Consider the following 12,381-nt stretch of genomic DNA (forward strand, 5'->3'; position numbering starts at 1 on the left):
CATGGTAGCCGATGGGCCGTTGGCCCCGTGAGGGGCCACGCCCGCGCCGCTTTCAGATCCGCTCGAGCAAGGTCATCTGCGCCGAATGGGCCGGCTCGCCAGGGCCTGGTAGGCGTTTGTGATAGACGCCGTCGGCATCCAGCTCCCAGGCGTTGACGTTGTCGTCCAGGTAGTTCTGCAGCACTTCGCGGTAGACGCGCTTGGCCAGATCCGGGTCCAGGATCGGGAAGCAGGTCTCCACGCGCCGCAGCAGGTTGCGCTCCAGCCAATCGGCGCTGGCGCAATACAACTCTGCCGCGCCATCGTTGCCGAACCAGTACACGCGGCTATGTTCCAGAAAACGCCCCACGATAGAGCGCACGCGGATATTGTCGGACACGCCGGGAACGCCCGGGCGCAGCGTGCAGGCGCCGCGCACGATCAGGTCGATCTGCACACCGGCTTGCGAGGCGGTATACAGCGCACGCACGACCTGCGGCTCGTTGAGGGCATTCATCTTGGCGATGATGCGGCCCGGGCGGCCGTTGCGGGCCAGCCGCGTTTCGCGCTCGATCCGCTTCAACACGCCGGCGTGCAGGGTGAAGGGCGACTGCAGCAACTGCTCCAGCTTCATGCGCGGGGCCAGCCCGGACAACTGCTGGAACAGCATGTGCACATCGTTGCCGATTTCCACATCCGCAGTGATCAGGCTGATGTCGGTGTACAGGCGCGCGGTGCCGCTGTGGTAATTGCCGGTGCCCAGATGCACATAGCGTTTGAGCTTGCGTCCCTCGCGGCGCACGATCAGCAGCATCTTGGCGTGCGTCTTGAAGCCGACCACGCCGTACACCACCTGCACGCCGGCTTCCTGCAGCTTGTCGGCCAGGCCCAGGTTGGCCTCTTCGTCGAAACGCGCGCGCAGCTCCACCACCACGGTGACGTCCTTGCCGTTGCGCGCGGCCAGGATCAGCGCATCGACGATCAGCGAGTCCTTGCCGGTGCGGTACAGCGTCTGCTTGATCGCCAGCACGTTCGGGTCGACCGCGGCCTGGCGGATCACGTCCAGCACCGCGGTGAACGCATCGAAGGGGTGATGCAGCAGCACATCGCCCTTGCTGACGATCTCGAAGATGCCGTCGTTGTCGCGCAGGGTGCGCGGATTGAACAACGGATACTTCAGTTCGGGGCGCTGCACCAGATCGTAGACCTGGGTGACGCGGCTCAGGTTGACCGGCCCGACGATGCGGTACACCGCGTTTTCGTTCAGGCCGAAGTTCTGCAGCAGGGTGCGCATGATCGGCGCCGGGCAGTCGTGCGCGATCTCCAGGCGCACCGCCGGGCGATAGCCGCGGGTGACCAGCTCGTCGCGCAAGGCCAGCGCCAGGTTCTCGACCTCTTCCTCGTCCACCACCAGTTCGGAGTTGCGGGTGACGCGGAACTGATACGAGCCCTTGACCTGCATGCCGGGGAACAGCTCGTCGACGAACTCGGACAGCACCGAGGACAGGAACACGAAGCTCTGCGCGCCCTCCGGCGACAGGCTCGCCGGCAGCTGGATGATGCGCGGCAACGAGCGCGGCGCACGCACGATGGCCAGATGACCGGCGCGCCCGAATGCGTCCTGGCCCTCCAGCACCACCACGATGTTCAAGGTCTTGTTGAGGATCTTCGGAAACGGATGCGCCGGGTCCAGCCCCAGCGGCGACAGCACCGGCATGATCTCGTTGCGGAAGTACGCCCGCAGCCAGCGCTTCTGACGCGAGGTCCAGGCCGTGCGGCTGAGCACGGCCACGCCGGCATCTTCCATCGCCGGGCGCAGCACTTCATTCCACGCGTGGTACTGCTGTTCGACCAGCTTGGCGGCGCGGTCGTGCACCGCGTTGAGGATGGCGGTCGGGCTCAGGCCATCCGGCGCCGGCGGCAGGCCGAACTCCTGCGCATGCCGCACGGTGGCGGCGCGGATCTCGAAGAATTCATCCAGGTTGGTGCAGGAAATGCACAGGAACCGCAGCCGTTCCAGCAATGGCACCTGCTCGTCCAACGCCTGTGCCAGCACCCGGAAATTGAAGTCCAGCTGCGACAGTTCCCGGTTGATGTACAGCGCCGGATCGCGCAACGGATCGGTGGCGATGTCCTCGGAAGGTGTGACGTCGTGCAGTTCTTTGGCGTGGCCCATTGGAATCGGTCATCAAGACGGAGATGGTGTGCGGCGTGGCAGCGCGCCAGAGGCAGCGCAGGCGATGTAGCGCGTCGTGCGCGCGTGCATCGCACCGCGGTGCGGCGCGCACCTCTTACATATCACGCCGAACGTGACAGTGGCAGGGACTGATCGCGCTGCACGACGCGCGCAGCGACAAAATGGCATGAGAATTCGCTCCCGCGTCCGACTTCGCTTTCGATTTCCAGACGCGCCTGGTGCAGTCCCAGGATGTGCTTGACGATCGACAGTCCCAGCCCGGTGCCGCCACTCTCGCGCGAGCGGCTGCTGGAGACGCGATAGAAGCGCTCGGTGATGCGCGGCAGATGCGAGGCGGGAATGCCGTAGCCGGTGTCGCGCACCGCCAGGGCCGCGCCATCGCCTTCGCGCACGAAGCGGATCGTCACCGTGCCGCCGCCGGGCGTGTAGCGCACCGCATTGGTGACCAGGTTGGAGAAGGCGCTATGCAATTCCTTGTTGGAGCCGAGCAGGTCCACGCCGGCCTCGTCGAACACCTCCACGGTGTGGCGACCCTGGCTGTGCGCTTCGGCCTCGCGCCGCAGCGTCGACAGCATCGGCGCCATCGCCACGTGTTCCTCGCCGAGTTCTTCCTGCGATTCCAGCCGCGACAGCGTCAGCAGGTCTTCGACCAGTTGCGCCATGCGCTGCGACTGCTTGCGCATCTCGGCCAGCATCGGGCCCGAATCGGGAAAGTCTTCCGGGTCGAGCATGTCCAGATAGCCGTGCACCACCGTCAATGGCGTACGCAACTCGTGCGAGACGTTGGCCACGAAGTCGCGGCGCACCTGCTCCAGCCGCAGCAGCTTGCTGACATCGCGTGCCACCAGCAGCCAGTAATCGTCGGAATAGGGGATCAGGCGCAGGTTCAGGCGCAGGTCCGGGTCCACCGGCGAGGCGGCGTCGAGCATGGGTTCGGCATTGCGGCCGGCCGCCAGCCAGTGCGCCAGCGGCAACGGCTGCAACCGCTCCACCACCGACACGCCCATGTCGCCCGGATGATGCAGCCCCAGCAGTCCGCCCGCGGCCCGGTTGAACCACTGCACGCGCTGGCTGTTGCGATCCACCACCACCACCGCATCCGGCAGCGCCTGCGCGGCGGCGCGGTAGGTGCGCAGCATCTCGATCAGGCGACGCTTGCGCGCGCGCATTTCGGCCTGGCTGCGATAGAGCAGGCGATCCAGCTCGTTCCAGGCGCCGATCCCGGCGGCGGGCTCGGCACGCTGGCGCGCGGTCAGGCGCTGCAGCACCTGACGCAGCCGCCAGTAATGCCAGGCCAGCACCCCCAGCGCGGTCAGCGTCAACGCCATCCACACATGCTCGATCAGCACGCCGACCAGCACGGCAGCGCCCAACAACAGCGCGAGAGTGCCGAGCGTCTTGAGCCAGGCGGAACGGATATGTTGAGGCATGGAAGGCGTTACCACGGAGCGTCAGGTGGGCGTGCGAGCCAGCCCAGCGTCAGGGCCGACCGGCTGTGCGGCAAGCACTAGGTTGCCGAAGAGAAACGGTAGCCCGAGCCACGCACGGTCTGCACCATGTTTTCCAGGCCGAACGGTTCCAGCGTCTTGCGCAGGCGGCGGATGTGCACGTCGATGGTGCGTTCTTCCACATACACGCTGCCGCCCCAGACATGATCCAGCAGCTGGGTGCGGGTATACACGCGCTCGGGATGTGTCATGAAAAAGTGCAGCAGGCGGTATTCTGTCGGGCCGATCGGCACCGGTGCGTCGCCGGCAAACACCCGGTGCGCGGCGCCGTCGATGCGCAGCCGGCCCACCGCCACGCTGCCGTCCTCGTCGTCCTCGCGGGTGCGGCGCATCACCGCACGGATGCGCGCCAGCAGCTCGCGCGCCGAGAACGGCTTGACCACGTAATCGTCGACCCCGGCTTCCAGGCCACCGACGCGGTCGTTCTCTTCGCCGCGCGCGGTCAGCATGATGATCGGAATCTCGCGGGTCAGCTGTTCCTTGCGCCAGCGCCGCGCCAGATCCAGCCCGCTGGTGCCTGGCAACATCCAGTCCAGCAGGATCAGGTCCGGTACGCGGTCGGCGATGGCGGTCTGCGCCTCGCGGGCATCGCCGGCATGGATGGGTTCGAACTCGCCTTTGCGCAGCGCGAACGCCACCATGTCGCGGATCGCGGGTTCGTCGTCGACGATCAGAATGCGTTTTTGCACGCGGGGCTTACCGTCTGGCTTTGGTTGATCGCCAGTAGACTACGGTTTTGTGACTCTAATGTGACATGCCTGACGACAGCCGCCGCGGCCGAAGCGGCCTGTACCGCTGGTAGGCGCGGTGCTGAACCCGTCGGCACGTGCCCGAATGACCGCTGCGCCAACCGTCACATGCGCTAGCGCGTCGACAGATCCGGGTCGCGGATGCCTTGCCGGCGCAGCTCCAGCACGGTCGGCGTGATCGCCGCGATGCGTGCATCCACCCGCGCCCGTGTCACATAGTCGAGATCTTTCTTCTTCAGCGCTTCCAGCTGGATCAGCGCCTGTTCCGGGCGTCCGTTCAAGTACGCAGCTTCGGCATAGGCCTCGCTGGCGCGCAGATGGTCGCCGGACAGCTCGCAGGCGCGCGCGTAGGTCTGTTGCAACAGGGGATCTTCGCTGCTGCGATGCAGGAGCGGCTCCAGCACCTGGCGCGCGCGCTGGCCGGACTCCTTGCTGGCCTGCTCGTTGAGCGCGCCGGCATAGGTCAGCGCCACCGCGCGGTTGTTCGGCAGTTGCTTGAGCAGCGCGTCGAAACGCGCATTGGCCACCTCGCGCTGGCCCACCCGCGCCTGCGCCTCGCTCAGCCCCAGCGTCAGCCACAGGTTGTCCGGGTGCGTTTCCAGCAGGCTGGTCAGTTCGGCCACCGGCTCGCCGGGCCGGCCGCCGCTGTTGCGCAGGCGTGCCAGCGCCAGCCCGTAGCGCTGCGCATCGGTCAGGCCGTGCTTGGCACTGCGGCGCAGGGTCTCGTATTCGCGGATGGCCGCATCCGGCGTGGTGGCGCTGAGCACGCGCAGGCGTTCCTTGGCCCAGTCGAAGTTCTGCTGGTCGCCGCTGCGGCTCAGCGCATCCACCGGCAGCCGCAGCGCATACGGCAGCAGTGCGTTGCCGTTGCGGCTCAGCGGTTCGGACAGCGACGGGTCGGCCGGGTCCACCCGTTCCTGGCGCGTGCCGCCCGGCACCGAGGTGGTCAGCACCACGGTGTTCTTCTTCATCTGCTCGGCGCGCGCCTTGGCCTCGCTGATGCGGGTGACCGTGACCGGGTGGGTCTGCAGAAAGTCCGGCGCGCTGTAGCCGCCTTCGTTGGCGCGCATCGCCACCGACATGCGCTCGAAGAAGCCGGCCATCGCATCCACGTCGTAGCCGCTGCGCACCAGCGTGCGGATGCCCAGCCGGTCGGCCTCGGATTCGTTGGAGCGGGTGTAGTCGATCTGGCGCTGCTGCATCAGCCCCATCGCACTGGTGATGCCGGCCATGGTGGCATCGCCCTTGGAATTGCCGCCGGCCTGTTGCGCGGCGACCACCGCCGCCAGCATGCCGAGCAGGATCGGGATCTGGTCGCGCTGCGCCCGTTCCACCCCGCGCAGCACATGCTGCTGGGTGACGTGGGCGATTTCGTGCGACAGCACCGCGGCCACCTCGTCCTCGCGCTCTGCGGTCAACACCAGCCCGGCATTGACCGCGATATAGCCGCCCAGCGTGGCGAAGGCGTTGATCTGGCGGTCGCGCAGCATGAAAAACGTAAACGGCTGCTGCGGCTGGTCGCTGTTGGCGCCGAGCCGGGTGCCCATGGTCTGCAGCCAGTCGGTGATCAGCGGGTCGTCCAGCACGTAGTCGTAATTGCGCAACTCGGCCAGCATCATTTTGCCGTACTCGGCCTGGCGCGCCGGGGTCAGCAGCTCGCCGGCAGACGAGCCGATGTCGGGCAGGCGGTTTTCCTGCGCGGGTGCCACCCCGATGGCAACGGCCAGCGTGAGGGCGGTGGCGAGCGGTAGCAGGCGCAAGTGGAACTCCCAGGTGGTGCGCGGAGCATGCGGGCAGCACGGCGCGATGGCGTGAATCATCGGTTAATCCACAGTGTTGCGGTGACGACATGGAAATTCCAGTCGCCCGGTACCATTGTCAGACCTCAGACCAACCACGGAGTTTCCCGTGAGCCAAGACACCAACGTGCAGGATGCGGCCAGCGGCCCGCAGATCACCCTGTATTCCTCCGCGATCTGCCCGTACTGCGTGGCGGCCAAGAACTTCCTCAAGAGCAAGGGCCGGACCTGGACCGAGGTGCGCATCGACCTGGACCCGGCCGAGCGCAACAAGATGGTTGCGCTGGCCAAGCGCACCAGCGTGCCGCAGATCTTCGTCGGCGACGTCCATGTGGGCGGCTACGACGACATGATGGCGATGCACCGGGCCGGCAAGCTCGAGCCCTTGCTGGCCGGCAACACAGGCGGCCAGGCATGAGCGAGACCGGCAGCGGCAGCGACGACCGGCTGCGCGAGTTCACCGAATTCCGCCAGCGCATGAACCAGCGCATCCTGGCCGAGCCCAACCAGGTGGTGCGCCGGTTCTTCGCGCTGGACACCCAGACCTACCAGGCGGGCGCGCTGGACGTGAAGACCAAGGAACTGCTCGGCCTGGTCGCCTCGATGGTGCTGCGCTGCGACGACTGCATCAGCTACCACGTCGCCCAGTGCAAGGAGGCTGGCGTGACCCGTGAGGAATTCTTCGAAACCTTCTCGGTCGGCCTGGTGGTCGGCGGCTCCATCGTCATCCCGCATCTGCGTCGCGCGGTGGACTTCCTCGACCAGCTCGACGGCGGCGCCCCGGCACCGGAGCAGCACGCGCACGGGTGATTGGGGCGGGAGTGGTGATTCGGGATTCGGGATTCGTAACGGCGGGCGAGGGCGCGTGCCGCCTGTTGTTGGCGGCCTTGCGTTGAGGTGGTCCGATTTGGGCACCGGCCGCTGGCTGGGACGGCAGGTGCTTTCAGGCAGCTGCACCGAAGTTGTGCCTGCAGGCGGTGGTACACGCGGCCGTTTCTGCGGCCATTCGCTGCACCGAATGGCTGCTGCGCGCATCCGGGGCTCTTAGACCAAGGTCGGTTTGGGCGCCTTCACCGGCATCGGGCATAATTGCCTGTGAAACCTCCTTGCGCCGCTCTGCCGGGTATTGCGGCTGGCGCTCCCCCCTTCAAGTTCGGAAACCCAACGTTATGACGCAGACAATCACGGTCATCCGCGGCGACGGTATCGGCCCGGAGATCATGGATGCCACGCTGTTCGTGCTCGACGCGCTGCAGGCTGGCCTGACCTACGAGTACGCCGACGCTGGCCTGGTCGCGCTGGAAAAGCATGGCGATCTGCTGCCCGAGTCCACCCTGGCCTCGATCACCAAGAACAAGGTGGCCCTGAAAAGCCCGCTGACCACCCCGGTCGGCGAGGGCTTCAGCTCGATCAACGTCGCCATGCGTCGCAAGTTCGACCTGTACGCCAACGTGCGTCCGGCCAAGTCGTTCCCCAACACCAAGTCGCGTTTCGCCGATGGCGTGGACCTGATCACGGTGCGTGAGAACACCGAAGGCGCCTACCTGAGCGAAGGCCAGACCGTGTCCGAGGACGGCGAGACCGCGTTCTCCGGCGCCCGCGTCACCCGCAAGGGCTCCGAGCGCATCGTGCGCTACGCCTTCGACCTGGCGCGCGCCACCGGCCGCAAGAAGGTCACCGCGGTGCACAAGGCCAACATCATCAAGTCGACCTCGGGCCTGTTCCTGAAGGTGGCACGCGATGTGGCCACGCAGTACCCGGAAATCGAATTCCAGGAAATGATCGTCGACAACACCTGCATGCAGCTGGTGATGCGTCCTGAGCAGTTCGACATCATCGTGACCACCAACCTGTTCGGCGACATCATCTCCGACCTGTGCGCCGGTCTGGTCGGCGGCCTGGGCCTGGCCCCGGGCGCCAACATCGGTGTGGACGCGGCAATCTTCGAGGCCGTGCACGGCTCGGCGCCGGATATCGCAGGGCAGGGCAAGGCCAACCCGTGCGCGCTGCTGCTGGGTGCCGCGCAGATGCTGGACCACATCGGTCAGCCGCAGAACGCCGAGCGCCTGCGCGAAGCGATCGTGGCCACCCTGGAAGCCAAGGATTCGCTGACCCCCGACCTGGGCGGCACCGGCAACACCATGGGCTTCGCCAAGGCCATCGCCAGCCGCCTCTGAGCGACACGGCGACAGCAAAAAAAGGGCGCCCAGGCGCCCTTTTTTTTGCGTTGAGTCCAGGGATTTGGGGAGTCGCTCTTACGAATCCCCAATCCCGACGCTCGATTCCCCACTCAATTCCGCGACTGCAGCTTCGACAGCAGGCGCAGGAACTCGATGTACAGCCACACCAGCGTCACCATCAGGCCGAACGCGCCATACCACTCCATGTGCTTGGGAGCGCCCTGTTCGACACCGCTTTCGATGAAGTCGAAGTCCAGCACCAGGTTCAGTGCAGCCACCACCACCACGAACAGGCTGAAGCCGATGCCGATCAGGCCCGAGTCGTGGATGAAGGGGATGCGCACGCCGAACAGGCCCAGCACGATGGTCGCCAGATACACCAGCGCAATGCCGCCGGTGGCTGCCACCACGCCCAGCTTGAAGTTCTCGGTGGCCTTGATCATGCCGCTGCGATAGGCAAACAGCAGCGCGAACATGGTGCCGAAGGTCAGCAGGACCGCCTGGAACACGATGCCGTTGAAACGCGCCTCGTAGACTGCCGAGATCGAGCCCAGGAAGAAGCCTTCCACCAGCGCGTACAGCGGCGCAGTGACTGGGGCCCAGGTCGGCTTGAAGCTGGTCGCCAGCGCGAACACCAGCCCGCCGATCGCGCCGGCGATCATGTACAGCCGCGCGGCAGGCAACGGAGCGCCATCGGCCCCGATCGACTGCGACCAGGCGAAGGCGGCGGTGACCACTGCCATCAGCAACAGCAGGCCGGTCTTGTTGACGGTGCCGTTGAGCGTCATCGCCTGACCATCGCGGGTGACTACCGAGCCGGAACCGAGGTCGAGGAAGGTGGATTCCCGAAGGGCGGGATTGCCGCTACGCATGCGTGTTCTCCATGAAATGTAGATGCCTGCCGACTTGGCGAGCGATGCCGCGAGGATACCGGATCGTCCGATTTACACAGAGTGATTGACAGCAAGGCCAATCATTCCCAAAATAGCCGACCTTTCCAGCCTTCGGGATTGAAAGGTCCCGCCGGGGTATAGCGCAGTCTGGTAGCGCGCCTGCTTTGGGAGCAGGATGTCGGGGGTTCGAATCCCTCTACCCCGACCATTCCGAGCTCTTGACGGCGTGGGAATGCGAAGTTCGGTCCGGGCGCCCGTAGCTCAACCGGATAGAGCACCGGCCTTCTAAGCCGGCGGTTACAGGTTCGAGTCCTGTCGGGCGCGCCATCGGCGGTGCGGTAGGAAGTAGGTTTCAGTGGTGGCTGTAGCTCAGCTGGTTAGAGTACTGGATTGTGATTCCAGATGTCGGGGGTTCGAGTCCCCTCAGCCACCCCACTGATTGCAGGAAAAGTTGGACCCGATGCATCGCGGGGTGTTGCAACGACGCAAAAACGCGCATACAATGTGCGACCAGTTTCAGGGCCGTTAGCTCAGTTGGTAGAGCAGTTGACTCTTAATCAATAGGTCCAAGGTTCGAATCCTTGACGGCCCACCAAACAAAAGCACTTAGGCATCCGCCTAGGTGCTTTTCTTTTTGTGCTGAGGAAAAGATGACGCAAGGAATCGGCTGCAGCTTCGCTGTCGTCTCGGTCGGCGGCCGCAGCAGCGCAGTGCCGATCTCGGCCGGGCACGATGTCTGGCTTGTGTCAGGTGCGCAATCGCCACCGGTCGTCGCTGCCCGGTCGAGCGAGCGCACATGAGGCCTCCTGTGTCCGGAGCATTGCGGCATTCGATTCTGGGCCAGGTTGGCGTCTTCGCGATCGTCGGTCCTCCGCTCGGCGGGCTGCTGGGCCTGGTGCTGTTGACCCAGTTCGACCTGCTGACCGCGTTGTTGATCGTTGCCTGGTCCTACGGCCTGGTGTTGCCGGTCATTGCCTGCGCCGCGGCGGGATGGCTGTGTGCGCGCATCTGTGCCTGGCGGTACCGTGGGCGCCGGCCCAACCTGCTGGTCCACGTTGGCATCGGTGCGTTGAGCGGTCTGCTCTCGACCGGGGTGATCGTGCTGCTGCTGGCGATCATCGGCGGCTGGTCGATGATGTCCGACCGCACGGTCATGCTGACGCTGCTGCAGTGTGGTCTGGCGGCAGGTGGTGCCTGCGCCGTGCTTGTCTGGCTGATGTGGTCGCGCCTGGCAGTGTCGCCTCGCGCGAGGTGACGGGGGCCGCCAGGCAACGTCCATCGGCACGCGCAGGAAGAGGTTCTTTGCTGCCCTGGATGGCGCTGACGCCCCGAAGCGATGCGCTACGCCGGATCGGCGATGGGCAACTGCAGCCGTGGCCGCTTACGGCGATGCGGCGGGCGCCGGCGCCGCGCTCTGCTGCATGCGTGGGAACGCCAGCGTAAAGCGCGCGCCCTGGCCGGGCGCCGATGTCACTTCCACAAAGCCACCTGCCTGACGGACTGCGCTGTACACCTGCGCCAGTCCCAGGCCCGCGCCTTTGTCGGCATCCTTGGTGGTGAAATACGCTTCGAACAGGTGCGCCTGCACGTGCGCATCCATGCCATGCCCGTTGTCGGCCACGGCGATGGTGACGTAGCGCCCGGCCGGCCTGGCCAGGCTGGCCTGTTCTTCAGCGACCACGGCGTCGCCGGTCTCCACGCGAATGACGCCGCCACCCTGGCAGGCATCGCGGGAGTTGATCACCAGGTTCAAGATGGCGCGTTCCACCGTGTGGCGATCGACCATTGCGCAGCATCCACCTTCGGTGGTGCGCAGCTGCAATTGCAGATCCGCGCCGATCACCTGTTCGAGCAGGGGGCCGAGCTGTTCGGTCAAGGCCGCCAGGTCCACCGATTCCGGGCTGTACGGATATTGCCGCGAAAACCCGACCAGGCGCTGTGCCATGACCGAGCCATGTTGAAGCGCCGCGTCGGCCACGCTCAACAGCTTGGCATCGTGCGCATCGATCCTGGCGCGCTGTACCACCAGTTCGATGGCCGAGGTTGCCGCCTGCAGCACGTTGTTCAAATCGTGCACCACGCCGGCCAGCAGTTGTCCTACCGCTTCGCCCTTTTGCGCCTGCTCGGAAATCTTTTCGGCAGCGCTCTGTGCGGCGCGCGCAATGTCCAGATCGCCTTCGATGCGCTCTTGCAGGTCGCGCAGGCTGTGCAGTTCGCTCGACAGCGAATGTTCGCGCGCGCGCGCCAGGCGCAGCACGCCGCTGGAAAACGCGCGCTCTGCGGCCAGGGTCGAATCCAGTGTGCGAAACGCGGTCTCCAGCGCACGGCGGTCGGAAATGTTCCTGCTCACTGCCAGGATTGCTTCGACCTTGCCAAGCGCATCGAACAGCGGGCTGGTGACGACCTGCCAGATCTGGCGCACGCCGGCGAAGTTCACGCCGGCGGCCTCGAATTCCTGGATCGAACCGGCACGGGAGCCGGCGATGGCCGCATCCACCAGCCCGGCTGCCTCCGCTGGCCACAGGTCGCGCCACTTCCGCGCGATCAGTTGATCCTGATGACTGGCGCCAAGCTCGGTCAGGCCATTGACGTTGATGGCCGTAATCCGCCCATCGAGGTCGATCTCCTTGATGCAGTCGCGGGACAGGGCCACGATCTGCCGATACCGATCTCTCATCGCGATGACTGCCTCTACTGGTGTTAACGGAATTTTAGCGAACCTAGGCTTTACCCAGCGCTAGCGGGGCGGAAGGTACGCCGCTGGGCCGGGTGGCATGATGAATGCATTTACCTTTAGTGTGTCGGATTCAGGGCCGCCTTGCATCGTGCTGCCCGTGCGGGCGGCAGGCACGCAAGCCGGCTCCTGTTTCTACCAGCCGCATCGCCCTCGCGATGCTTTTTCTTTCCCGGCATCCCTGCAACAATGGCCGGGCTGGCAGCATCGCGAAAGTGGCGGAATTGGTAGACGCACCAGATTTAGGTTCTGACGCCGCAAGGCGTGGGGGTTCGAGTCCCCCCTTTCGCACCAATGCAGTGCGGCCGTGCGTGTTCCGGCCGCTTCCCGCCGCAGGCCTGG

General features: G+C 65.8%; 10 protein-coding genes and 5 tRNA genes. 9 read left to right on the top strand and 6 right to left on the bottom strand.

Translation table 11 applies throughout. From position 1 onward, the window contains the following. Positions 1-52: 52 nt before the first annotated feature. The 4 genes from ppk1 to ACCQ04_RS05180 all read right to left on the bottom strand — a co-directional run bounded on the left by ppk1 (position 53) and on the right by ACCQ04_RS05180 (position 6,193). Positions 53-2,155: a polyphosphate kinase 1 gene (gene ppk1, locus ACCQ04_RS05165; protein ID WP_024938416.1), complete on the bottom strand. Its 2,103-nt coding sequence runs from the start codon at positions 2,153-2,155 to the stop codon at positions 53-55. A gap of 122 nt (positions 2,156-2,277) precedes the next feature. Further along, positions 2,278-3,606 carry a phosphate regulon sensor histidine kinase PhoR gene (gene phoR / locus ACCQ04_RS05170; RefSeq protein ID WP_039523856.1) on the bottom strand — a complete coding sequence of 443 codons (1,329 nt, stop codon included), beginning with the start codon at positions 3,604-3,606 and terminating at the stop codon, positions 2,278-2,280. 77 nt (positions 3,607-3,683) lie between these two features. Next, on the bottom strand, positions 3,684-4,373 hold the full coding sequence (gene phoB / locus ACCQ04_RS05175; RefSeq protein WP_002806631.1) for a phosphate regulon transcriptional regulator PhoB: 690 nt from the start codon (positions 4,371-4,373) through the stop codon (positions 3,684-3,686). A 173-nt stretch (positions 4,374-4,546) separates the two neighbouring features. Next, positions 4,547-6,193: a M48 family metalloprotease gene (locus ACCQ04_RS05180; protein WP_492012030.1), complete on the bottom strand. Its 1,647-nt coding sequence runs from the start codon at positions 6,191-6,193 to the stop codon at positions 4,547-4,549. A gap of 148 nt (positions 6,194-6,341) precedes the next feature. On the opposite strand from ACCQ04_RS05180, the gene grxC reads away from it, so the two are divergent. The 3 genes from grxC (at position 6,342) to ACCQ04_RS05195 (ending at position 8,409) form a co-directional block, all read left to right on the top strand. Then, positions 6,342-6,650, top strand: a complete 309-nt coding sequence (gene grxC, locus ACCQ04_RS05185; protein WP_016902239.1) for a glutaredoxin 3 — start codon at positions 6,342-6,344, stop codon at positions 6,648-6,650. After that, on the top strand, positions 6,647-7,042 hold the full coding sequence (locus tag ACCQ04_RS05190; protein WP_046345833.1) for a carboxymuconolactone decarboxylase family protein: 396 nt from the start codon (positions 6,647-6,649) through the stop codon (positions 7,040-7,042). Before grxC ends, ACCQ04_RS05190 begins: the two co-directional genes overlap by 4 nt. Positions 7,043-7,401: 359 nt before the next feature. Further along, positions 7,402-8,409, top strand: a complete 1,008-nt coding sequence (locus ACCQ04_RS05195) for an isocitrate dehydrogenase (RefSeq protein ID WP_005998180.1) — start codon at positions 7,402-7,404, stop codon at positions 8,407-8,409. Between the two features lie 113 nt (positions 8,410-8,522). Here the strand turns inward: ACCQ04_RS05195 and ACCQ04_RS05200 are convergent, their stop codons facing one another. Further along, positions 8,523-9,284 (bottom strand): Bax inhibitor-1/YccA family protein, encoded by a 762-nt coding sequence (locus ACCQ04_RS05200; RefSeq protein ID WP_039523860.1) that lies wholly within the window; start codon positions 9,282-9,284, stop codon positions 8,523-8,525. A 152-nt stretch (positions 9,285-9,436) separates the two neighbouring features. On the opposite strand from ACCQ04_RS05200, the gene ACCQ04_RS05205 reads away from it, so the two are divergent. The 5 genes from ACCQ04_RS05205 to ACCQ04_RS05225 all read left to right on the top strand — a co-directional run bounded on the left by ACCQ04_RS05205 (position 9,437) and on the right by ACCQ04_RS05225 (position 10,560). Continuing rightward, positions 9,437-9,513, top strand: a tRNA-Pro gene (locus tag ACCQ04_RS05205). Between the two features lie 42 nt (positions 9,514-9,555). After that, positions 9,556-9,632, top strand: a tRNA-Arg gene (locus tag ACCQ04_RS05210). Between the two features lie 31 nt (positions 9,633-9,663). Then, a tRNA-His gene (locus ACCQ04_RS05215) sits at positions 9,664-9,740 on the top strand. 84 nt (positions 9,741-9,824) lie between these two features. Then, positions 9,825-9,900, top strand: a tRNA-Lys gene (locus ACCQ04_RS05220). Between the two features lie 201 nt (positions 9,901-10,101). Further along, on the top strand, positions 10,102-10,560 hold the full coding sequence (locus tag ACCQ04_RS05225) for a hypothetical protein (protein WP_255618439.1): 459 nt from the start codon (positions 10,102-10,104) through the stop codon (positions 10,558-10,560). A gap of 126 nt (positions 10,561-10,686) precedes the next feature. On the opposite strand, the gene ACCQ04_RS05230 is transcribed toward ACCQ04_RS05225, so the two are convergent. Continuing rightward, positions 10,687-11,982 (bottom strand): sensor histidine kinase, encoded by a 1,296-nt coding sequence (locus ACCQ04_RS05230; RefSeq protein ID WP_226426742.1) that lies wholly within the window; start codon positions 11,980-11,982, stop codon positions 10,687-10,689. Positions 11,983-12,248: 266 nt separating this feature from the next. On the opposite strand from ACCQ04_RS05230, the gene ACCQ04_RS05235 reads away from it, so the two are divergent. Beyond that, positions 12,249-12,333: transfer RNA gene (locus ACCQ04_RS05235), tRNA-Leu, on the top strand. Positions 12,334-12,381 lie beyond the last annotated feature (48 nt).

This window comes from Xanthomonas sp. NCPPB 2866 (assembly GCF_041475745.2).
Taxonomy (GTDB): Bacteria; Pseudomonadota; Gammaproteobacteria; order Xanthomonadales; family Xanthomonadaceae; genus Xanthomonas; species Xanthomonas arboricola.

Excerpts from the sequence above, each read along its gene's own strand:
- ppk1 (WP_024938416.1), bottom strand. The coding sequence starts at position 2,155 with ATGGGCCACGCCAAAGAACTGCACGACGTCACACCTTCCGAGGACATC.
- phoR (WP_039523856.1), bottom strand. The coding sequence starts at position 3,606 with ATGCCTCAACATATCCGTTCCGCCTGGCTCAAGACGCTCGGCACTCTC.
- ACCQ04_RS05190 (WP_046345833.1), top strand. The coding sequence starts at position 6,647 with ATGAGCGAGACCGGCAGCGGCAGCGACGACCGGCTGCGCGAGTTCACC.
- ACCQ04_RS05195 (WP_005998180.1), top strand. The coding sequence starts at position 7,402 with ATGACGCAGACAATCACGGTCATCCGCGGCGACGGTATCGGCCCGGAG.
- ACCQ04_RS05200 (WP_039523860.1), bottom strand. The coding sequence starts at position 9,284 with ATGCGTAGCGGCAATCCCGCCCTTCGGGAATCCACCTTCCTCGACCTC.
- ACCQ04_RS05225 (WP_255618439.1), top strand. The coding sequence starts at position 10,102 with ATGAGGCCTCCTGTGTCCGGAGCATTGCGGCATTCGATTCTGGGCCAG.
- ACCQ04_RS05230 (WP_226426742.1), bottom strand. The coding sequence starts at position 11,982 with ATGAGAGATCGGTATCGGCAGATCGTGGCCCTGTCCCGCGACTGCATC.